15 protein-coding genes are annotated in these 23182 nt (G+C 39.9%); 14 read left to right on the top strand and 1 reads right to left on the bottom strand.

Translation table 11 applies throughout. From position 1 onward, the window contains the following. Positions 1–98: 98 nt before the first annotated feature. On the bottom strand, positions 99–1553 hold the full coding sequence (locus tag BUF13_RS11835) for an NADP-dependent isocitrate dehydrogenase (RefSeq protein ID WP_073572016.1): 1455 nt from the start codon (positions 1551–1553) through the stop codon (positions 99–101). 201 nt (positions 1554–1754) lie between these two features. Between BUF13_RS11835 and BUF13_RS11840 the strand changes: the two genes are divergently transcribed. The 14 genes from BUF13_RS11840 to BUF13_RS11905 all read left to right on the top strand — a co-directional run bounded on the left by BUF13_RS11840 (position 1755) and on the right by BUF13_RS11905 (position 23148). Beyond that, a complete protein-coding gene (locus BUF13_RS11840) occupies positions 1755–2540 on the top strand; it encodes an enoyl-CoA hydratase/isomerase family protein (RefSeq protein WP_073572017.1) in 786 nt (261 codons plus the stop codon). 15 nt (positions 2541–2555) lie between these two features. After that, a complete protein-coding gene (locus BUF13_RS11845; RefSeq protein ID WP_073572018.1) occupies positions 2556–4055 on the top strand; it encodes a polysaccharide biosynthesis C-terminal domain-containing protein in 1500 nt (499 codons plus the stop codon). Between the two features lie 124 nt (positions 4056–4179). Then, a complete protein-coding gene (locus BUF13_RS11850; protein WP_073572019.1) occupies positions 4180–5907 on the top strand; it encodes a tetratricopeptide repeat protein in 1728 nt (575 codons plus the stop codon). Further along, entirely contained in the window at positions 5900–6640 is a 741-nt protein-coding gene (lolB1, locus tag BUF13_RS11855; RefSeq protein ID WP_073572450.1) for a lipoprotein insertase outer membrane protein LolB1, read from the top strand. Before BUF13_RS11850 ends, lolB1 begins: the two co-directional genes overlap by 8 nt. A 9-nt stretch (positions 6641–6649) precedes the next feature. Beyond that, a complete protein-coding gene (locus BUF13_RS11860) occupies positions 6650–7894 on the top strand; it encodes a murein hydrolase activator EnvC family protein (protein WP_073572020.1) in 1245 nt (414 codons plus the stop codon). Positions 7895–8006: 112 nt separating this feature from the next. Beyond that, positions 8007–8204 (top strand): twin-arginine translocase TatA/TatE family subunit, encoded by a 198-nt coding sequence (gene tatA, locus BUF13_RS11865; protein WP_073572021.1) that lies wholly within the window; start codon positions 8007–8009, stop codon positions 8202–8204. A gap of 19 nt (positions 8205–8223) precedes the next feature. Continuing rightward, entirely contained in the window at positions 8224–9651 is a 1428-nt protein-coding gene (gatA, locus tag BUF13_RS11870; RefSeq protein ID WP_073572022.1) for an Asp-tRNA(Asn)/Glu-tRNA(Gln) amidotransferase subunit GatA, read from the top strand. Between the two features lie 17 nt (positions 9652–9668). Next, the gene (locus BUF13_RS11875; RefSeq protein ID WP_317129065.1) at positions 9669–11060 is read left to right on the top strand and encodes a LysM peptidoglycan-binding domain-containing protein; all 1392 of its coding nucleotides are present in this window, start codon (positions 9669–9671) and stop codon (positions 11058–11060) included. A gap of 138 nt (positions 11061–11198) precedes the next feature. After that, positions 11199–12296: a DUF4837 family protein gene (locus tag BUF13_RS11880; protein ID WP_073572024.1), complete on the top strand. Its 1098-nt coding sequence runs from the start codon at positions 11199–11201 to the stop codon at positions 12294–12296. Positions 12297–12316: 20 nt separating this feature from the next. Further along, complete coding sequence (locus tag BUF13_RS11885) at positions 12317–14587, top strand: NADP-dependent malic enzyme (RefSeq protein WP_073572025.1); 2271 nt, start codon at positions 12317–12319, stop codon at positions 14585–14587. Continuing rightward, the gene (ruvA, locus tag BUF13_RS11890) at positions 14584–15180 is read left to right on the top strand and encodes a Holliday junction branch migration protein RuvA (RefSeq protein ID WP_073572026.1); all 597 of its coding nucleotides are present in this window, start codon (positions 14584–14586) and stop codon (positions 15178–15180) included. The genes BUF13_RS11885 and ruvA overlap by 4 nt, the downstream gene beginning before the upstream one ends. 210 nt (positions 15181–15390) lie before the next feature. After that, a complete protein-coding gene (gene sov / locus BUF13_RS11895; RefSeq protein WP_243839735.1) occupies positions 15391–22335 on the top strand; it encodes a T9SS outer membrane translocon Sov/SprA in 6945 nt (2314 codons plus the stop codon). A 57-nt stretch (positions 22336–22392) separates the two neighbouring features. Then, positions 22393–22773: a glycine cleavage system protein GcvH gene (gene gcvH, locus BUF13_RS11900; protein ID WP_073572027.1), complete on the top strand. Its 381-nt coding sequence runs from the start codon at positions 22393–22395 to the stop codon at positions 22771–22773. A 6-nt stretch (positions 22774–22779) separates the two neighbouring features. Next, positions 22780–23148: a VanZ family protein gene (locus tag BUF13_RS11905; RefSeq protein ID WP_134204442.1), complete on the top strand. Its 369-nt coding sequence runs from the start codon at positions 22780–22782 to the stop codon at positions 23146–23148. Positions 23149–23182 lie beyond the last annotated feature (34 nt).

Genomic DNA, 23182 nt, shown 5'->3' on the forward strand with positions numbered 1-23182 from the left:
TAGGACAAAAAGAAAGGGAGAAATTCCTTCCTCCCTTAATCTCTTTTTTATTATAAATCGAAATCCAATTTCAAATCTTGAATTTCAATTTTCAAATCTTATTCTCCTTGAGCCAAGGAATAACCTCTCACTCCGTCAAAAGAATACAAATTAGCAACTTGGATGAATTCCAATCCTAAGTCTCCGATTTGCTTCAATAGATCCAGAATCTGAGCTGGAGAAATTTCTGATTGCTCAGCATTTTGGAATCTACATCTCCAATGATCAGTACAGAAAGACTCCTTCATTCCACCTGGGAATACTTTGATACCACGGTTAGTGATCAAGGTCAACTGAAGACCCGCTGCATTGGCTTTTCTTAATGTCTCACCCAATACTTGAGGATCTCTTCCGCTTTCATTCCAATCAACGAAAACATCAACACCGATCAACTTTTTATCTTGGTTTGGCTTGTCAGTAACGAAGATGTTCATTGGCTCTGTATCTTCAGTATTGAAAGATGCAGGAGTCATTTTCTCTGGCTTCTGACCCATTCTTTCAATTACAGCTGCCGCAAATTCCTGAGTTCCTACTTTCTTGGTAGAAAGCTCTTCTTGGTAGATATCACCTGTATGGATTCCGTCTTCCAAAGTTTTCATCCAAGCATTAGCTACTTTCTCTGCAACCTCAGGCTGACCGATATGCACCAACATCATGATCGCACCGTTCAACAAACCTGATGGGTTTGCAAGGTCCATTCCTGCGATATCTGGAGCAGATCCGTGGATTGCTTCAAACATAGCAACTTCCTCACCTACGTTGGCAGAACCTCCCAATCCAACTGAACCAGTTACTTGAGCTGCAACGTCAGAAATAATATCACCATACAAGTTCAACGTAACAACCACATCGAACATCTCTGGTCTATCAGCGATCAAAGCAGTTCCGATATCGATGATTTTGTGATCAGCTTTGATATCTGGATATTCTTTTGCGATTTCATCAAAAGTCTTGTGGAATAATCCATCCGCCAACTTCATGATATTATCCTTGGTCATACAAGTCACCTTTTTACGACCGTTTTTCTTAGCATATTCGAACGCGTATCTGATAATTTTCTCAGAACCAGGTCTAGAAATCAATTTCAAAGACTGGACAACTTCCTGAGTTTGTCTGTGCTCGATTCCAGCATACAAATCCTCTTCGTTCTCACGAATGATGACCATATCAGTCTCAGGAAAATGAGTCTGAATGAAAGGAGAGAAAGACTTACAAGGTCTTACGTTTGCGTACAAACCGAAAGAAGTACGGGTTGTCACATTCAATGACTTAAATCCACCACCTTGAGGGGTGGTAATAGGAGACTTCAAAAATACTTTGGTTTCACGAAGAGAATCGAATGCACTTGGTTCCATACCGGAAGAAATTCCCTTTAGATAAACCTGCTCACCGATTTCAATCACATCATATTCCAGCTGCGCACCAGCGGCTTCTAGAATATTCAATGTAGCTTTCATGATCTCTGGTCCGATACCATCACCGTAAGCAACGGTGATTTTTCTTTTTGAAGACATATATAATTTGGATTTGATTTAAATTTTCAGGGGCAAAAGTAAATAAAAAATGCTGGATGGAGCCTTGAAAATGATTAATTTAGATCAAAAAGCTGGACACATTTCTTATTAGGGGATTTCACAGTTTTTGGATTTTCCCAAGATGTAATTTGGGATTGGCTACCCCTCTTGTATATTTGTTTCTTACTGAATTCATATTCTATGGAAGATTTTCGAAATATTCTAACAGATGAAAAAGACGGCGTTCTATACCTGACCGTAAACAGGGAAGACAAAATGAATGCACTCAATTTTGCTACGTTAGACGAATTGAGGGAGATTTTCGAGGAAGTTGTCGACAATAAGGCTATCAAAGCAGTTATCATCACGGGTTCTGGCGAAAAAGCTTTCGTGGCTGGCGCTGATATCCAAGAAATCTCAGAATTGAATGAGGTGAATGCACGTAAATTTGCTGAAAACGGTCAGGAAATTTTTGCCATGATTGAAAACTGCCACAAACCGGTAATCGCTGTTACAAACGGCTATACTTTGGGTGGTGGTTGTGAGTTGGCGATGGCTTGTCATATTCGTATTGCTACGGCAAATGCAAAATTTGGCCAACCGGAAGTCAATTTGGGAATTATCCCGGGTTATGGAGGCACTCAGCGTTTAACAATTTTGGTAGGCAGAGGAAAAGCCAATGAATTGATGATGACCGGAGATATGATCGGAGCCGACGAGGCTCTCAAATTGAATCTGGTCAATTACGTTTTACCAACCAAAATAGACGCTATGGACAAGGCCGAGGAAATCATTGCCAAAATTATGTCCAAGGCTCCTCTTGCAATTGGAATGATTGTTGACTGTGTTAACGCAGCCTTTTTATCGGATGAAAATGGATTCCAAACAGAGGCAAACAGCTTTGCACGTTGTGTGAAATCCGGAGATTATGTGGAGGGAACCAGTGCATTTTTAGAGAAAAGAAAACCTATTTTCAAGGGAGAATAAGTCCCTTGGTACTTCATGAGTAGTTTAAAAAAACTCGCCGGGCAAACCGCAATTTATGGACTGAGCAGCATTTTGGGCCGGTCCATTAATTTTTTACTGATTATCCTATATACCGAGTTCCTGAGTACGGAATCCATGGGTTCTTTTACAAGTATCTATGCTCTGGTCGGATTTTTAAATATCATTTTCACCTACGGAATGGAAACCAGTTTTTTCCGCTTTTCGACCGGAAAAAACTTAGATCCCAATCGGGTTTACAACAATACCCAATCCTTACTAATCCTAACAACTCTCGGTCTTGGATCCGGGCTTTATTTGTTAGCTCCATCCCTTTCAGTATGGATGGATTATCCAGGCCAAGCTTATCTATTCAGATGGACAGCCTTAATTCTTTCTTTTGATGCGATTCTGGCTATTCCTTTTGCAAAGCTGAGGCTAGACAACAAGCCTATTGTCTTTGCAACAGCCAAGCTCCTAAACATCTTCATGAATGTGGGTTTCAATATTCTTTTGATTGCCATTTTCCCAAAAATGATTGCCGAAGGTATCATTCCAGAAGGATTCTTAGGATATAGGTCAGATTGGGGAGTTGAATATATTTTGCTGGCCAATCTTTTTGCCAATGGATTGATTATTCCATTTGTTTGGTGGAAAGCCGGACTTTTCCGATTCAAACTAGAAAAAGAAATCATCCAACCCATGTGGAATTACTCTATCCCACTCTTGTTTATGGGTTTAGCAGGGGTAACGAATGAATTACTATCAAGATTTCTATTTGAATATTTGTTACCAGACAACTTCTATTCAGGTATGTCAAGCAGGGAATCTGGAGGTGTTTTTGGTGCCAATTTCAAACTCGCGATTTTGATGAATTTGGTAGTGCAAGCCTTTAAATATGCTGCAGAACCTTTCTTTTTTAGTAAATCCAATGATAAAGACAGTCCTCAGCTATATGCTAAAGTGATGCATGCATTTATCATATTCTGTACTTTTCTGATGGTCGCCATTTCGGTCAATTTATTTTGGGTTGGACCTCTATTTCTGAGAAATGAAGTTTACGAATCAGGGTTATTCATGGTCCCAATGCTATTGATGGGATACTTATTGTTGGGAATTTATTTCAACCTCTCTATTTGGTTCAAAATCACTGATCAGACCAAATACAGCTTCTGGATCACTTTGGCAGGAGCTGTAGTCACCTTGCTCGTCATTTTCCTTTTGGTTCCCAAATACGGATATATTGGAGGCTCATTGAGTACTATTCTTTGCTACTTGGTGATGTGTATTCTTTGCTTCGTCTATGGGCAAAAGTTTTACCCGATCCCCTACCAAACTGGAAAAGACGTGTTCTATCTAGTTTTTGCTTTCGTGCTTAGTTATGCTGGATTCTTTATGGATTTGGGAAGCCCGACCTTAAATTTAATTGGCAAAAATGGACTTCTGATTCCTTTTGCACTCATTTTAATTTTCTTAGAAAAAGAAACTTTAAAAATCCTCAAGAGAAAAACTTCCTAAAGTAATTGGGATCATTTTTTGCTTTTGTATGTTACACACCTGATTCTTTTTGAAAGAATCTTTCTTTAAAGCCTTTCGTCAAAAGGCATTATGTTTGTGATCTGACTCTCAAGACCTGTATCCTGTGATTTCAAAGAAATTTCTAATAATATATACACTCCTCTCTTTAGTGATCTGGAATGGCTATTCCCAAGAAAAGCTATCCAAAAAAGAGAGAAAACAGCAAGAAACGGAGGCAATGGCCAGCCGCTATTTTATCGAAGGCACCAAGCAAATGAACTTGGGAGACCTTGATAAGGCTTTTTTCTACCTTCAAAAATCTCTTGAACTCACTCCGGACGAGCCTGCTATCAATTATAAAATTGCAGAAATCTATTCACGAGCGAATCAATCAGAAAAAGCGCTTCCTTTTGCAGAAAAAGCTGCCGAAATCGATCCCCAAAATAAATATTATGCCTTGATGGTGGCTGAGATTTATACCAAACTTAAGCAACCTCTTAAAGCTGCTGATATTTTGGAGCAATTGACCGCTGATGGTGAACACAACCAGCAATACAATTTGGATCTTGCTTCTATTCTATTGAATGCCAAAGAATTTGACAAAGCCTTGGTCGTTTTGGACAGAGCCGAGGAATATTATGGAGTGATGGAACCGATCACGATCCAAAAGCAACGGATTTATCTTCAAAAAAATGATCTTCCAAAAGCAATTGAAGAAGGAGAGAAATTGATCGAGGCAAGACCTGGCAATCCTAATTATGTCCTCAATTTGGTGGAAATCCTTTACAACAATAATCGATTGGAAGACGCCTTGAATTTGGTTAACGAGGAAATCACCAAATACCCCAATCAGCCTGAATTGCAGATGGCTGCCCATTCATTATGGAAAGAAAAAGGGGACATCAAAAAATCAAATGAATACCTAATCAAGGCCTTTTCCAGTCCAGATTTGGATCCAGAAGTGAAGGCAAGAGCCTTTGTTTCCTTTTTGAATGAGATCAAAACTCCAGAAAGAGAAAAGCTTTTGGATACACTTTCGGGCTTTATGAAGGAGACTGAGCCTGCAAATGCTGCGATTTATGAGGCTTTGGGAGAAAGAAAGGCTAGAGAAAACCAACAAAAAGAAGCCATTGCTCTTTTTAAAGAATCACTAAATCTGAACCCGAAAAATGCCAAATTATTGGAGCAGGTGATTTTGGGTTCTTTTGGTGAAAACCCTGATTTCGTGGAGGCGGAAAAATACACCGTCATGGGAGTTGATGAATTCCCTGAGAATCCAGAATTCTGGTTTTATGATGGAGTGGTAAAATCTGCGGTGAAAAAAGATAGCGCTTCGGTCGTTTCTTTGGAAAAAGCGATTGAACTGAATAACAATGCCAATGCCCAATTGGATCAGGTCGCTTTTGGAACCCTTGGCAGTTCTCTTTATAATTTGGGAGAGAAAGAATCGGCTTTCAGCTACTTTGAAAAAGCCCTTGCTCTCAATCCAAATGACGAACAAACTCTGAACAATTACGCCTATTTCCTTTCCTTGGAAAAGCAGGATTTGGAGAAGGCAAAAACCATGTCTGAAAAAGTTGTTAAGAAATTTCCAGACAATGGCACTTTTTTGGATACATACGCCTGGGTATTATTTCAGCTAGGAGATTACGAGGATGCTCGGAAGTACATGGCTTTGGCCATGGAGCATGAAAAAGAGCCTAGCGGAGTGATGCTGGAACATTTTGGAGACATTCTTTATCATTTAGGCGACAAATCTGAGGCAATTAGCTATTGGAAAAAAGCGGCGGATAGCCCAGAGGCTTCTGAAAAATTGCCCTTAAAAATCAAAGATGGAAAATACCATGAGTAAATTTCTGACCCCACTCCTACTGATTGTTGGTGTGATTTTTTTGAATTCTTGTGCTAAAAAAACTGTCCTATATCAAGCAGATGGAAAAATGGAGGATTTTTCTCCAGTCTATGCAGATTTTGACTATCTCAGTGCCAAAGCCAAAATTGTAATCGAAGAGGAGTCCGGAAAAATCACTAGAGGAACCATGAACCTAAGAGCTAAAAAAGACAGTGTTCTTTGGTTTACTATTTCTCCCGGAATGGGAATGGAGGCAGTAAGAGGTTTAATAACAAGTGAAAAAATCCAAATCAAAGATAGAATCGGAAAAGAAGATGTAAATCTGACCTTTGCTGAATTTGAAAATTACTATGGATTAAAGCTATCCCTCGATTTATTCCAAAACTTACTTTGGGCAAACCCTCCCTATAGATTTGACTACAGTGACCGTTTGCTTAGGGTTGGAAAATCCTATGAAATGACACAAGTCAGAGAGCAAGTACGCTATTTCAGCAAAGTTGACGTTAACTCTGCAAAAGTCTCTGAATTAGTCAGCAATTCTTTGGATGACCGCGGAAGTTTATTGGCTAGCTATGCCACTTATCAGGATATAGAGGGCAAACCATTTCCAGCCGATGTGCTTTATAAATTGGCCTATAAACTTCCTGAAGGAACTCAAAATACTATTATCAATTTGGAATGGGTTAGCATTGATCCCCAATCTACTCCTCTAAGCTTCCCATTTAGATTCTAAAAAGAAAGCATGCGTCAATCTGCCCTAATTTTTGGTTTTACTTTAATTCTTTTTGGAGTTCTATCCCAAAACCTTTTTGCTCAAACAAGTAAAACCCGTGAGCAATTGGAGAAGGAAAAGGCTGAAGTTCAGGCCAAATTGAGAGAGTTTGATGCCATTCTAAAACAGACAACAGCTACTAAAAAGACTTCCATTGGAGAACTGAATGCTATCACCAGACAGTTTCAAACTCAAACTAGATTGGTCAACACCCTAGCTAGAGAAGTGAAGCTTTTGGATCAAGAAATCAATGAAAACGAAGAAAAGATTTCGAGCTTAGAGCAAGAATTGAAAGACCTAAAAGCAGAATATGCTCGTATGGTTTACAATGCCTCTAAAATGAATAGGAACCTATCCATTATTTCATTTGTTTTTAGTTCAGGCTCTTTCAATCAGCTGTATATGAGACTTAAATACCTCAAACAATATACAGACAGTAGAAAGCAGCAAGCAGCCCAGATTGAAGAACTTTCAGTAGAACTGGAAGAAGAAAGAAAGCTTTTGGATGTCAGAAAAGCTGACAAACAAAAAGTATTGGCCGAAGAGCAAAGTGAGCGAGCTAAACTTGAAAAGTTGCGAAAGGATCAACAGGGAATGGTCAATATCTTGACTCGAAAAGAGACAGACATCAAGAAACAGATCACAGCTACCAAGAAGCAACAGCAGCAATTGGAGTCCATGATCAGAAAAGCGATTGAGGATGAAATTCGTCTTGCAGAAGCTGCAGCCAAAAAAGAGAACAGTACTGTAACCAAATCATCCGGAAGCAGCATGCCTCTGACCCCAGAAGCTGCTGCTTTGTCCAGTTCTTTTGCAGGAAATAAAGGAAGACTTCCATGGCCAGTTGAAACTGGTTTCATTACCATGAATTATGGAAATAACCCCCACCCTTCATTGAGAGGGATTTATGTTCAGAATGACGGGATCAATATCAGAACCCAACCGAATTCAAGTGTTAGGACTGTTTTTGATGGAACAGTCGCCAAAGTAGCTTCGATGCCTGGTTATGGAGAAACGGTCTTGATCAAACATGGCGAGTATTATACCTTATACAGTAAGCTTAAGTCCGTTTCTGTAAAATCAGGACAGACTGTCAAAGCAAAAGACGTAATTGGCCAAGTCGCTACAGATGCAAATGGAGAGGCAGAAGTTCATTTCCAAACTTGGAAAGGTCTACAAAAAATGAATCCATCTACTTGGATCACGTCCAAATAGGTTTAAAATTCGTATATTCAATAAAAAGATTCACAGAGTTACAAAGCTTCTTTGTCTAAGCCGATGACAGTTATATCTTTGTAACCATATTTACCCTAAACCAAAAGTAATTATGACAACATTGGGTTTTATTCAAAACATGGGCGGTGGCTCGATCGTATTGATCATTTTGGTCGTCCTCCTATTATTTGGTGCTAAAAGAATCCCGGAATTGGCTAGAGGCCTTGGACGTGGAATCAGAGAATTCAAGGACGCAACAAAAGACATTCAAAACGATCTTGAGGAGGGACTTAAAGACAAAAATAAGTAATCCCTTAAGCCAATAAGCTTTGGAAAAATTTATTTCATTCGACGAAATTCAAAAATCGCTCGAAAAAAAGGAAACTGATTGTCAAGCGATAGTCAGCTATTATCTACAAAACATTCAGACGAAGGCGCATCTCAACGCCTTCGTTGAAGTTTATGAGCAATCCGCATTAAATCAGGCCAAAAAAATCGATGAAAAACTTGCCAGCGGTAAAGCCGGAAAATTGGCAGGAATGGTCATCGGTATCAAGGATGTATTGTGCTATCAAGGCCATGAATCCAATGCCTCTTCTAATATTTTAGCAGGATACGAAGCTCAATTCACAACCACTGCTGTTCAAAGATTAATTGATCAAGACGCCATCATTTTGGGTCGTTTGAACTGTGACGAGTTCGGCATGGGATCTTCCAATGAGAATTCAGCTCACGGAAAAGTTCTGAATGCTGCAGATGAAGGCCGAGTTCCAGGAGGTTCTTCAGGAGGTTCGGCTGTAGCTGTTCAAGCAAACTTATGTACTGCATCCCTGGGAACTGACACAGGTGGATCTGTTAGACAACCAGCAGCTTTCACAGGAGTGATTGGCATGAAACCTACCTATTCTAGAGTTTCTAGATGGGGTTTGATTGCTTATGCCTCCTCGTTTGATACGATTGGAGTCTTTTCGCACACCGTCAAAGACAATGCACTGATCATGGAAGTGATGGCTGGGCATGATGAATTTGATAGTACCTCATCCAGGAAACCGGTTTTGCATTATTCCGAACTTTTGCATTTTGAGAAAAAAGCGAAAGTAGCTTATCTAAAAGAGACGATTGAATCCCCTTCCCTACAGCCTGAAATCAAGGAGCATACCCTTGCCATTTTAGACAAATTAAAAAGTGAAGGCCATGAAGTACAGGAAGTGAATTTCCCATTATTGGAATACGTTCTTCCTACATACTATATCCTAACCACTGCGGAGGCTAGCTCTAACCTTTCGAGATTTGATGGAGTAAAATATGGCTATAGAAGCCCAAATGCTCACAATCTGGAAAGCATGTATAAAATGACCAGATCTGAAGGATTTGGAGAGGAAGTGAAAAAGAGAATTATGCTGGGAACTTTTGTATTAAGTGCCAGCTATTATGATGCTTATTTCACAAAGGCTCAGAAAGTCAGAAGATTAATAAAGGACTTCACTGAAGATCTTTTGAATGATTTTGACTATATTATTATGCCAACTACGCCAAGTTCAGCGTTTAAATTTGGCGAGCATAGAGATGATCCTGTTGCCATGTATTTGGAAGATTTATTCACAGTACAGGCTTCCGTATCTGGGGTTCCGGCTATTTCTATTCCAAATGGAACAGATTCTGATGGAATGCCAATTGGGCTTCAAGTGATAACCAATTCATTCAAAGAAGCAGAACTCTATGCATTTAGTAATTATTTAACAAAACTAACTCCATAACAAGAAACCTAATGAAAATGACTTGGTCCAGACCATTCCTACTCGCCGCTTTTACGTGTACGATACATCTGCCCCAAGCCTTTTCTCAAGAGGAAGGAGATGAAGTTGCAGCGGCTACCACTTTTTCCGAGGAAGAGGTATTGCCAAACTATCAATACGAATACATACCTGATTTCACCTATGATCAGGTAGACCAGAGAATCAAGTCTATGGATCTTGAAATGCCTTTCAAGCTAAATGACCGTATCTTCTCTTTTATCCAATATTTTACTGTCAGAAATCGAGACTATACCAAAATGGTTTTGGCTCGAAAAGACCTGTTTTTCCCAATGTTTGATGAGATGTTGGAAAAACATGAAATGCCAGCAGAAGTAAAATATCTGGCAATCATAGAATCAGGTTTAGATCCTCAGATTAGATCCCGAGTAGGTGCTATGGGACTCTGGCAATTCATGCCTGCTACAGGTCGAATGTACGGTATGAATGTCAATCCAGATGTGGATGACAGAATGGATCCTGAACTGGCTACAGAATCTGCAGCTAAATATCTCAAATCACTCTACAGAATGTTTGGTGACTGGGAGCTGGCATTGGCTGCTTATAATTGTGGGCCTGGAAACGTTCGTAAGGCAATAAGAAGATCCGGTGGTAAAAAGACTTTCTGGGAAATCTATAATTATCTTCCAAGAGAGACCCGGGGATACATCCCTCAATTTCAAGCCATGCTCTATATCCTCAATCATTTGGATGAGCATAACTTCCACCCAGAAGAGCCGACTTATGCGGTAGCGTATGAAAAAATCAGATTTGATAGAGCCATGAGTTTGGAGAAGCTTGCTGAGCTAACAAATCTTTGCGTGGCGGATCTTGAAAAACTCAACCCATCCATTAAAAGACGAAAGGTTCCAGAAACCAATCGTACTATGGCTTTGAGAGTACCCAAATCCAAAGCTCCCTTTATCCAAGAAAACTTAGCTTGGATCTCTGATTCTTTAGGAAATGCCCCGTTGCCACTTTTGGCAAGTGACAAGTTGATAGTTCAACCAGTTGAATCTTTAGCTCAAGAAATACAAAGAGAAGGGATTACATACCGTGTAAGATCTGGAGATGTGTTAGGTAGAATCGCCAGCAGACATGGTGTGTCAGTTTCCCAAATTAAGTCTTGGAATGGCCTTTCTTCAAACCTGATCCGAGTTGGCCAAAGATTAACCATTTATTCTGCCAATACTGGCACGCTAGCTCAAGTCCAAACTAATTCCAATGGACAAAAGACCTACACAGTTCAACCCGGTGATTCTCTTTGGATCATTTCCCGGCGACATGCAGGACTAACAGTTGAGCAAATCAAGCGCCTCAACAATCTTCACAACAACAATATTAAACCAGGTCAGAAGTTGATTATTGGCTAAAAAACGTCCTTAGAGCCCATTTTTCATTTACTTAAAAGTTAATTTTTTTTAACAAAAGCCAAAAGATGTGATCACTTTCTGATTTCCTCTGGGAAATAGTTTATTTTGAAATTCCCAAAAGAATCAAACCGTATCAGAATGAAAACCCTTTCAAAAATTATAGGCTTATTTATCCTTTGCGCAGCACTATATTCCTGCGGAGGTGATGGAGCTGGAATAGACAGCACAAAACCTCGAGCAAGAGGCTCAATCGGCGAGATTATTTTAGTTATTGATTCAGCCAAATACGCTGGACCTGTGGGTGAAGAGCTAAAAAATATATTTGAAGCTGATCTTCCTGGAATGTTGAGGTCAGAATCAATTTTCAATGTTCACCAAGTAGACCCAAGAGCAATGACACGGATGCTTAGGATGTCTACCAATTTGATTTACGTCACTACATTTGATGACAGAAGCTCAGCTTCTCAAGTGATAAATCAGCAATTCTCAAAAGAGTCTAAGGAAAAAGCACTTAACGACCCGAGTATTTATTCTCTAAGAGTTGAAGATGAATATGCTATAGGTCAGGAAGTATTGTATCTATTTGGTAATACTGATGATCAGTTGATAAAAAATTTAAAAGCTAATGCTGATAAACTTCAAAACTTATTTGAGGTAAGAGAAAGAGGTAGATTGGAAAAAATCCTGTTAGCCAGAAAGAATTCTGCAGCTAATGCCGAGGCAGAAAAAGACTTAGGAATTCAGATCAATGTCCCTGCTTCTTATCAAGTTGCGAAGTCAGAACCGGGCTTTTTATGGGTTAGACAGCCTACCCCAAATGGAAATCGAGCAGATATCAGCCTCTTTTTTCACGAGGAAGATTACACCTCTGAAGAGCAAACTTTTCCAGAGAACATCCTGAAACTCAGAGACTCAATCACTCACGAACATATATTCGGGGACCCAGAAGATCTCAATTCCTTTGTAGTAACTGAAAAACAAATCGTTCCCTCTTTCCGAAACATGGTGATAAATGGTAATTTTACCACTGAAATCAGGGCTACCTGGAAGACCAACAACATCAGCATGGGAGGATCCTACCTTGGATACCTCATGGTGGATGAGAAAAAAGGGAAATTGTATTACCTCGAAGGGTTTGTGTATTATCCGAATGAAATTCATCGGGATGCCTTAAGAGAAATCCAAACCATTTTGCTCAATACGGATGTAAGTTGGACTCCGGATCAAGGGTCCTAAAACCCAAATAATGAGCTTTTATGGCAATCAAAATTCGCAAGGAGGACGCACTTAACTATCATACGCAAGGTTCTCCAGGGAAAATTGAGGTTATTCCCACCAAACCACTATCCAGCCAATTGGACTTGGCTTTGGCGTATTCTCCAGGCGTAGCAGAACCATGTAAGGAGATTCATCAGGATGTAGAGAACGTCTACAAATACACTGCAAAAGGAAATCTTGTAGCGGTTATCTCCAACGGAACAGCAGTTCTTGGTCTTGGAGACATCGGTCCTGAGGCAGGAAAACCTGTCATGGAAGGTAAAGGCGTTCTTTTCAAGAAATTTGCTGGTATTGATGTTTTCGACATCGAAATCAACGAAAAAGATCCTAAAAAACTTATTGAAATCATTCGATCTCTTGAGCCAACTTTTGGCGGAGTGAACTTGGAGGATATCAAGGCTCCTGAATGCTTTGAAATCGAGCAAACACTTAAAAAAGAGATGAATATCCCTGTCATGCATGATGATCAGCATGGTACGGCGATTATCTCTGGTGCAGCTTTATTGAATGCACTTGAAATCGTAGAAAAAGATATCTCTCAAATCAAGTTGGTAGTTAACGGTGCTGGCGCTTCAGCGGTTTCATGTACCAGATTCTACATGTCTCTTGGAGTAAAGCGTGAAAACCTAGTCATGTGTGACAAGGAAGGTGTAATCCGTCAAGACAGACCAGAATTGGATGAGATCAAGCAAGAGTTTGCTACAGATAGAGACATCCACACCTTAAGTGATGCCTTGACTGGAGCAGATGTATTCTTGGGACTTTCCGCTGGAAATGTGGTATCTCAAGATCAAGTAAAACTCATGGGGCCTGACCCTATTGTATTTGCTTTGGCGAATCCAGATCCGGAAATTCCTTATGAACTGGCTGTTTCTGCTAGAGAGGATTTGATTATGGCGACTGGTAGATCTGATCATCCTAATCAAGTGAACAATGTTTTGGGATTCCCTTACATTTTCCGCGGTGCATTGGATGTCAGAGCAACAGCAATCAATGAAGAAATGAAACTGGCGGCAGCAAAGGCTATTGCTAAGCTTGCTAAAGAGCCAGTTCCAGATATCGTAAATAAAGCATATGGAGAAAGTAAATTAGGCTTTGGTAGACTTTACCTTATTCCTAAGCCACTTGATCCAAGATTGATCACGACAATCGCTCCGGCAGTGGCAAAAGCGGCTATTGAAACTGGAGTAGCGAAAAACCCGATCACTGACTGGGAAGCTTATGAATTAGAGCTTCAAGAAAGAATTGGTATTGACCAAAGACTCATGTCTGTGGTAATCGCTAGAGCGAAGAAAGAGCCTAAGAGAGTTGTATTTGCAGAAGCAGATAACCGTAAAATTCTAAAGGCTGCGCAAACTGTTAAAGATGAAAAAATTGCTATTCCTATCCTATTGGGTAACAAGGAACGCATCTTAACCTTGATCGAGGAAAACTCACTAGATCTTCAGGGGGTAACGATCATCGATCCAATGGAAGAAGGTAAAACCCTTTCTCAGTTCGCTGACATTCTTTATAAGAAGAGAATGCGAAAAGGAATGACTCATGGTGATGCTGCCAGATTGGTAACTCAAAGAAACTACTTTGGTGCTATGATGGTAGAAACAGGAATGGCTGATGCATTTATTTCTGGTTTGACTAGAGATTACCCTAAAACTATTCTTCCTTCCTTACATTCTATAGGAGTGAAAGACGGTACCAAGCGTGTAGCGGGGATGTATATCATGAATACCGACAAAGGACCTTATTTCTTTGCGGATGCTACTGTAAACTTGAACCCAACTGCTGAAGAATTGGTAGAAATCATCGGGCTAACAGCCGAAGCAGTAAGATTCTTCAATATGGAGCCGAGGATTGCCATGCTTTCTTACTCCAATTTTGGATCAGCAAAAGGTGAAATCGCTGAGAAAATGGCAAAAGCAACAGCTTTGGCCAAAGCTAAATATCCAGAACTAATCATAGAGGGAGAAATGCAGGCAAATGTCGCATTGAATGATGAGATCCAAAAAGAGGTTTACCCGTTCTCCAATTTGATTGGCAAGAGAGTAAACACCTTGATCTTCCCAGATCTAAGCTCTGGTAACATTGCTTACAAATTGATGGCGGAATTAGGAAATGCAGAAGCTATTGGACCAATCTTGTTGGGTATGGACAAGCCAGTTCACATTCTTCAATTGGGTAGTTCAATCCGTGAAATCGTAAATATGGTAGCTATCGCTGTGGTTGATGCCCAAACACTTGGCCAATCATGATAGCATATTTGCAGGGAAGACTGGCGTTTAAAGACCCAACCTATGTCATCATTGACGTGGGAGGAGTTGGATATCAGGTGAAAATCTCCCTTCAAACATACAGTAAAATTAAGGATGAGGAGCAAATCAAGCTCCTCACCTTTTTACATATCAAAGAAGACGCCCATACACTTTATGGCTTCAAAGAAGAAGATGAAAAGCGTCTATTTTTATTGTTGATTTCTATCAATGGAGTAGGCCCCAATACGGGATTGATGATACTTTCTTCCCTCTCCTCCGAAGAAATCGAACAAGCTATTTTAGCTGGCGATGTGGCTACAATTCAACATGTCAAAGGCATTGGTGCAAAGACCGCCCAGCGGATTATTTTAGAACTGAAAGACAAAGTAGCAAAAGGATCTACTGAAACTGCTCCAACCCAAATGGGTTTCCTAAAATCAAGCAATAAAATACGCGAGGAAGCGTTACAAGCCTTGATTACCTTAGGATTTCCAAAGGCGGCGGCAGAGAAAAATATAACTCAGGTCCTCAAAAAAACCACTGGAGAAATTTCCTTAGAAGATTTAATTAAAGCATCTTTAAAGACAACATAATTTGAATTTGGATTGAACTTTAGGACGATACTGACTTTTTGCAGGGGAAGGTCTTGGGGCAGGTTGCCTTTTTGCTTCATCCTGTTTGGATTGTTTCTGAGCTTCTCATCCACTCAGGCCCAACAAACAGCCACCGATACCACAAGCCAATCCCGCATCGACTCTCTGAATCAGAGACGAATGTCTCCTTCTTTTTTGCTATGGCAAAATATGAGGACCAATCCTCTATTTCCTAATCGCAACCCATTTTTATATCAACGCTCCCCATTTATCCCCAACTCTTTACTCCGCCAAAATGTCGAAGTAAAAATTGATTCTACGCTTCGCTACAACATTGTGGATGAGTTAGACAGCGCAAGATATGGAAACGAGCAGGAATATGATTTTGATGAATTTTCGAAAATTCAAGAATATAAAGTTCGTCAGGATTATTGGAGAAGCAGGGCCAGAGGCGGAGATGGTGAAAGTGCCGTAGAAGGAAGAGGCTTAATTCCTCCTATGACAGTCAGTCCAAGTTTTGACAGGATATTTGGAGGAAGCGATATCAATATTACACCTACTGGATATGTGAATCTGGACTTTGGGGCCATTTTTAGAAGGATCGATAACCCTACCCTTCCGATCCGTCAACAAAGAAACGGAGGCTTCAATTTTGATCAGCAAATCCAAATGGCTGTCAATGGTTCCTTGGGTGAGAAAATGAAGATTGCCGCTAACTTCGACTCCAACAACTCCTTTGATTTCCAGAATCAGATGAAACTGGAGTATGATGGTTTTGAGGAAGACATCATTCAATCCATTGAAATCGGAAATGTTTCCATGCCGGTTCAGAATCGTTTAATTCAAGGAGCCCAAAACCTATTCGGTGTAAAAACTCAACTACAGTTCGGAAAATTAACCGCAACCGCCGTCGCTTCTACCCAAAGAGGTCGTAGAGACAATTTGGTGATTGATGCCAATGGCCAGGGCCGATCCTTTGATATTCAGGCTTCCAAATACGACGAGAACAGACACTTTTTCCTCTCCCATTTCTTCAGAGATAATTATGAAAGATGGCTCAGAGGACTCCCCCAAGTCCTTTCTGGTGTGAATGTGACTCGTATCGAAGTCTACATTATGAACCGGGCTGCAAATACTGAAACTCTCAGAAATTTTGCAGCATTTATGGATATGGGTGAAGGAAGAGTTATGCTCAATCCTACAAATCCAAATATTGGACCGGGAGACCCCAGTTCACCGGCTCAAAACAGTGCCAATAGCCTTTTTGCAAACATTACAGGAAATCCTTCTTTTAGACCATTTGACACTGGATCCAGAGCAATGGAAAGCTCTCTTGGCTTGAAAAAAGGAGTAGATTTTGAGCAAATCAATGGAGCTAGAAAACTGGAATCTACTGAATTCTTTTTCAATCCACAGTTGGGTTACTTATCCCTTTTCAGAAGACTTCAAAACGATGAGGTACTGGCCGTTTCATACGAATACACCTACAATGGACAGGTTTACAAAGTCGGTGAACTGACAGAAGACTATCAAAACCGTCAGGAGGATGAGTTAATCTTCATGAAACTTCTTCGACCTGCCAGAATCAATCCACGGGTTCCTACTTGGGACTTGATGATGAAAAACGTCTATAGCTTGAATGCCAGCCAGATTCTTAGAGATGGTTTCCAGCTTCAGGTGATTTACAGAGATGACCGTACAGGTCTGGATAATCCTTCCTTATTAGAGGGTCAAAATGTTAAAGATATTCCTCTCATCAGACTTACCGGTTTGGACAATTTGAATCCTCAAAATGACCCTGCCCCTGATGGAAACTTTGATTTTGTTGAAGGACTTACCATGATTTCTAATCGGGGTCTTTTGATATTTCCGGTTCTGGAACCTTTTGGATCTAATCTGGACAGCAAATTCCTGGATTCTGAGAAAGTATTGAAGGAAAAGTATGTCTACGATACATTGTATAATACCACTCAGGCCGATGCAGAGCTAGTTACTCGATTGAACAAGTATTTTATCAAAGGTCGTCTGACAGCAGGTTCTGCAAGTGAAATTCAACTTCCTGGCTTAAATATTTCCCCAGGATCAGTGATTGTAATGGCTGGAAATATTCCATTGACCGAAGGCGTTGATTTCACTATTGATTACAATGTAGGCCGATTGGTAATTATCAATGATGCCATTCTTCAGTCTGGAAAACAACTCAACATCAGTTTTGAAAAAGCAGATTTGGTTTCCTTCCAAACTCGAAGTCTACTGGGGACAAGACTGGATTATCTTTTCAGTGATAAATTCAATTTGGGAGGTACTTTCCTTTACTTAAATGAAAGACCCAATGTCACTCGAATTGCCACAGGGAGCGAAACTTTGAGAAATAGTCTTTGGGGATTGGATGCAAATTATTCTGATGAATCTAGAATGCTAACCAAACTGGCTGATGCCTTGCCATTCACCGATACCAAAGAAACCTCAATGGTTCAGGCAAGTGCTGAATTTGCCCATTTGATCCCTGGAACTTCCAATACCGTGGATGGTGAACCTGCATCCTACATTGACGATTTTGAAGCCGCTATCACCCCATTCAATTTAGGCGCAGCAGCAAACCAAAACTGGAAACTTGCATCGACTCCTCAAACCCCTGACAATCGATTTGACTTGAGCTTGCAAACAGAAGATAATCTGGGAGCAGCTTACAGGAGAGCAAGAGTTGCTTGGTATAATATTGACAATATTTTCTACAGAGAAAGTGGACCGGGTGTTCCGACTAATATCACTCGAGAGGACAGACAAAACCATTACGTCAGAAGAGTTGTCCCTCAAGAAATTTTTCCTCAGCAAGACCGAGATGTGATCATCACGCCTCAGCCTTTGTTTGAAATGGCCTACTTCCCAAGTGAAAGAGGGATGTATAATTACAATCCAAACTTGACTCAAGATGGTTTGCTGCCTGATCCTAAGAAAAATTTTGGAGGTGTAACTAGGGCAATCACTACTGAAGTGGATTTTGATAGAACCAATATTGAATATGTGGAATTCTGGTTATTGGACCCTTTCATTGAGGGAGAAAATGGTCGAGTTTTGGACGGGATCTATAATCAAAACAATACCACTGGTGGTAAATTGTTCTTGAACTTGGGGGATATTTCGGAAGATGTCATGAAGGATGGAAGTCATGCCTTCGAAAACGGATTGCCCGAAGATGGTGATCCTGCTGAAACCCGAACCAATGAATGGGGTCGAATAACGAGAGAACAGTTCTTATTACCTGCTTTTGATAACTCCGAATCATCCAGAGAAAACCAGGATGTCGGTTTGGATGGATTGAAAAATGAAGATGAAGCTGCATTTTTCCAAAACAGATTTTTAGATCGATTGAGTGTAAGCCAACAGGCATTGAGTCAAATTCGCCAAGATGTTTCAGGAGATTTATTTGAATATTATTTGAATGATGATTTTGATCAGCAAGACATCAAAATCTTGGAGCGATATAAAAAGTATAATGGCATGGAGGGTAATTCCCCTGTCACGTTGAATCAAAGTTCTCCTTATACTCCTTCTGGTACAAATAATCCTGACAACGAAGACCTCAATACAGATAATACCATCAACGAGCTTGAGAACTATTATGAGTATGAGATTGATTTGAGACCAGGCAATCTTGAGGTTGGTCAAAATTACATTGTAGATAAGGTTACAGCCACTCAGAATGGTGATCAAGTCAATTGGTATCTATTCAGAATCCCTGTTAGACAGCCTGATCGTACGGAGGGAGATATTACCGGGTTTAAATCCATCCGATGGATGAGAACCTACCTAACTGACTTCGAACAACCGGTGGTGTTGAGAATGGCTAATTTTAGAATGGTTGGAAGTCAATGGAGAGTGTTCCAAGAATCACTTTACGAAAGAGGTTTCTTCGAAATTCCTGAACCAGACAATTCAAATGTCACTGTAGACGTGGTCAGTATTGAGCAAAATTCTCAAGGAAGTGATACAGAAAGTCCTTATGTCTTGCCTCCGGGGATCAATCGAGATAGAGACAATACCTCGACAGTTGAAAGAAGATTGAATGAACAATCTTTGAGAATTTGTGTAGAAGATCTGGCTGCAAGAGATGCAAGAGCTGTTTTCAAGAATCTAACCAATTTGGATTTGGTACAATTCGAGCGAATCAAAATGTTTTTCCATGCTGAAAGTGAAGATGCTTTGGATGGAGAAATGACTGCGTTCTTGAGATTAGGCACTGATTATACTGATAACTATTATGAGATTGAGGTTCCTTTGATCCTGACTCCAAAAGGAACAAGAGATCCTCGACAGATCTGGCCTCTAGAAAATGAAATTGATATCGCGATCCAGGACATTGTGGATGTCAAAATTGAAAGAGATAACAATCATGTTCCTCAAAACCTTCCTTTTTCAAAGCAAATCGGACAATATACTGTAACCGTTGTAGGAAGACCTGAATTGAATCAACTTCAAGGTAGTATGATTGGGGTAAGAAATCCTGGTGATGGAGTTGGAGGCAGTAGAAGTATCTGTATTTGGGCTAACGAACTTCGAGTAACTGGATTTACCAAATCAAATGGTTGGGCAGCTAACGCCTATATAAATGCTAAAATTGCGGATTTGGCAGTTGTCTCTGCATCTGTTCGTCACAGTTCCATTGGGTTTGGAGGCTTGGAAACTCGACTTTCCCAGCGTTCTAGAAATGCAACAACCCAATATGACATCTCTACCAATGTCAATGTAGACAAACTCCTTCCTCAACAATTGGGTGTGAGTATTCCAATGTATTTCAGTGTCGAAAATTCATCCACAAGACCAGAATACGATCCGCTAAACCCAGATGTTCCATTTGAATTGGCTTTAGCAAAGTATGAAACAGAGGCCGAAAGAGAACAGTACAGACAAATCGCTCTTGACCAATTGAATCGAAGAAATATCAGTTTTAGCAATGTTAGAAAGCTAAAGCTGAACCCAGAATCTCCATCAAGATTCTATGATTTCAGTAATTTCTCATTCTCTTATTCAGTGGGAACTGTTACCCAAACAAACGCTCAAATACAGCAATATAATTTTAAAACAAATAAAGGGAATATCACTTATTCATTCCAACCAAAAGCTTTGAGTATACAGCCATTCAAAGGTTCTGAATGGTTGAGTTCACCGCATTTGCAGTTGATAAAAGACTTTAATTTGAATTTATCTCCTACCCTATTAATGGCAAGGTTAGATGTAGATAGAAGGTTCTTGAGATCACAGTACAGAAATGACCAATTGAGTACTTCTGGAGTAGATCCATTGTTCCAAAAGTCTTTCTTTATGAATAGATTCTACACCGTCAATTGGGATTTAACTCAGAATTTACGAGTGGATTACTCAGGAACGATCATGGCGGTGGTCGATGAACCAGAAGGTGATTTGGATACAGAGGCAAAACAGGATTCTGTCAGATCCAACTTTTGGAGATTTGGTAGAAAAACAAATTACAATCATAGCGTCAACCTCAATTACACGATACCTTTTGCTAAAATCCCTGTTCTTGACTGGGTGAGAACAGACTATAAATACAATACAACATATACTTGGTTGACAGGTGCCATTGGTCAGAAAGATACTCTTGGTAATTCTATTCAAAACACCAGACAACAAGCCCTTACTGGAAAATTTGACCTAATCAGGTTATACAATAAAAACAAAAAGCTAGAAGCATTGAATGCTCCTAAAAGGCCTAGTATTCCAGGGAGGAATTCTGTATCTGCAGAAGATACTATAGGAACTCCTTTTAGTAATAAGCTTTTGAAATTCCTGATGATGGTTAAAGAAATCACTTTCAACTACAATGTTGCTGAAGGGACTTTCTTACCAGGATATTTACCAAACACTGGACTTCTCGGGATGGATAGAGCCTTTTCAAATCCTGGATTAGCATTTCTATTTGGTAGCCAAGATCCTACAATCAGGAATGAAATGGCTATGCGAGGTCTAATGGCCCCAAGCACAGAACTAACCCAAACCTTCAGGCAAAACAAATCTGTCAATTTAACATTAGGTGCGTTGGTTAGGCCTGTCCAAGACTTCACCATTAACCTAAATGCAATCAAACGGGAAACCGGTGACTATAATGAGATATTTAGGAATTCCACAGATAACCCTGGGGAATATATTTCAATCAGTCCAAATCGAATGATGCAGGCTTATTCAGTCACCACCATCCTGCTTGGAACAAGTTTTTCAAGAGATGATAGTGAAAACAATTCTGCTCTATTTACAGATTTTGAAAATAACAGATCCATTATCAAATCCCGGTTGGATGCTTTGAATAACAATGATGGTGAATATGGCATCAATGGACAAGATGTATTGGTTCCGGCCTTCATAGCTGCATATAGAGGAAAAGATGCCAATTCAGCAAATCTGAATCCGTTCCCTAAAACTCCACTTCCAAACTGGAGATTGAATTATACTGGCTTATCCAGGCTGAAGGGAATTAGAGATGTATTCACCAATTTCACAATTTCCCATGGGTATACATCCACCTACGATGCTAGTAACTTCTCAAATTCACTTCAGTACCAGCAGGGCTTAGAGCTTTACAATTCCTTACAAAGAACAAGGCTTCCAAATCAAATCAATACCGAGGGGCAATTCATCCCGATTTACATCCTAAATCAGGTGATTTTGACAGAAAGATTTGCGCCTTTGATAGGTTTGGACCTTTTGACCAAAGACCGATTGAATATTGGCATTATTTATAACAAAGAGAGGTCATTGGGCTTGAATTTCTCCAATGCTCAAGTAACCGAACAGCGAAGTAATGATTTTGGGTTTGACATTGGTTATATCAAATCTGGAATGAGGATTCCTTTCAAAATCCAAGGAAAAGAAACAATCCTAAAGAATGACCTTACCATGAGAATGGGATTGAAAGTCGTGGACACAAGACAGGTACAAAGAAAAATCGAGGAAGGAAGTACAGTTACCAATGGAAACTTGAATATCCAGTTCCGACCAACCATCGGATATGTAATCAATCAAAACCTAAATCTGACCATTTATTTTGATCGAACAATCAATGATCCTCGTGTAACGACGGCCTACAAACGTGCTTCTACTTCTTTTGGAGGGCAATTGAGATTTAATTTATCTCAATAGATTTTTTATAGATCGGAATCATCTTATTTTTGGGCTTCCTTTTAAAAAATAGCAAACATGAATTTTCCACAGGAATTAAAGTACACCAAAGATCACGAGTGGGTAAAAATTGAAGGCGACATCGCAACTATCGGTATTACTGAGTTTGCTCAGGCTGAGTTGGGTGACATCGTTTATGTTGAAGTAGAAACAGTAGGTGAAACCATCGAAACAGGTGAAGTATTCGGAACTGTTGAAGCTGTAAAGACCGTTTCTGACTTATTCATGCCTCTAAATGGTGAAATTCTTGAGTTCAATGAAGAATTGGAAGGCTCTCCAGAACTAGTGAACGAATCTCCATATGAGACCGGCTGGATGGTGAAGGTGAAAATTGACGGAGACTTGCCAAGTGATCTATTGAGCAGCGAAGAGTACGCTGAATTGGTAGGAAAAGACTAATCAATTTTGAGGCTATTTCTTAGCATTTCTTGGTCTATCATTTTGGCTTTTGCCATGTTGACTCCCGGAGATCGCTTTCCCGAAATAGATGCATTCAGTTTTCAGGACAAGGTCATTCATCTGATTTGTTTTGCCCTCCTATCCTATTTATGGTTAGGTGTAGGTAGAAAAAGCAAATCCGAACCTTGGACCAAAAATAATTTGATAATGTCGGTGGTCTTCATAGGGATTCCATCGGTGGTTTTTGAATTTGCACAACTATATATTCCCAACCGCTCATTTGATATATATGACCTGATTGTCAATCAAATAGGTGTTTTAACAGGAATATTAGCATATTTTAAGACTCCAACCATCCCTTTCCGCTTGCATTAATGCATCATTATCCTTACAATTGTTAGACTGAAAT

The sequence above is a fragment of the Algoriphagus zhangzhouensis genome (assembly GCF_900148515.1).
In the GTDB taxonomy this organism is placed as follows: domain Bacteria; phylum Bacteroidota; class Bacteroidia; order Cytophagales; family Cyclobacteriaceae; genus Algoriphagus; species Algoriphagus zhangzhouensis.

What these genes read in the sequence shown, in the direction of transcription:
- lolB1 (WP_073572450.1), top strand. Translation starts at nt 5,900, where the DNA reads ATGAGTAAATTTCTGACCCCACTCCTACTGATTGTTGGTGTGATTTTT.
- BUF13_RS11875 (WP_317129065.1), top strand. Translation starts at nt 9,669, where the DNA reads ATGACTTGGTCCAGACCATTCCTACTCGCCGCTTTTACGTGTACGATA.
- BUF13_RS11840 (WP_073572017.1), top strand. Translation starts at nt 1,755, where the DNA reads ATGGAAGATTTTCGAAATATTCTAACAGATGAAAAAGACGGCGTTCTA.
- BUF13_RS11880 (WP_073572024.1), top strand. Translation starts at nt 11,199, where the DNA reads ATGAAAACCCTTTCAAAAATTATAGGCTTATTTATCCTTTGCGCAGCA.
- gcvH (WP_073572027.1), top strand. Translation starts at nt 22,393, where the DNA reads ATGAATTTTCCACAGGAATTAAAGTACACCAAAGATCACGAGTGGGTA.
- ruvA (WP_073572026.1), top strand. Translation starts at nt 14,584, where the DNA reads ATGATAGCATATTTGCAGGGAAGACTGGCGTTTAAAGACCCAACCTAT.
- tatA (WP_073572021.1), top strand. Translation starts at nt 8,007, where the DNA reads ATGACAACATTGGGTTTTATTCAAAACATGGGCGGTGGCTCGATCGTA.
- BUF13_RS11845 (WP_073572018.1), top strand. Translation starts at nt 2,556, where the DNA reads ATGAGTAGTTTAAAAAAACTCGCCGGGCAAACCGCAATTTATGGACTG.
- BUF13_RS11885 (WP_073572025.1), top strand. Translation starts at nt 12,317, where the DNA reads ATGGCAATCAAAATTCGCAAGGAGGACGCACTTAACTATCATACGCAA.
- BUF13_RS11835 (WP_073572016.1), bottom strand. Translation starts at nt 1,553, where the DNA reads ATGTCTTCAAAAAGAAAAATCACCGTTGCTTACGGTGATGGTATCGGA.
- BUF13_RS11860 (WP_073572020.1), top strand. Translation starts at nt 6,650, where the DNA reads ATGCGTCAATCTGCCCTAATTTTTGGTTTTACTTTAATTCTTTTTGGA.
- sov (WP_243839735.1), top strand. Translation starts at nt 15,391, where the DNA reads ATGAGGACCAATCCTCTATTTCCTAATCGCAACCCATTTTTATATCAA.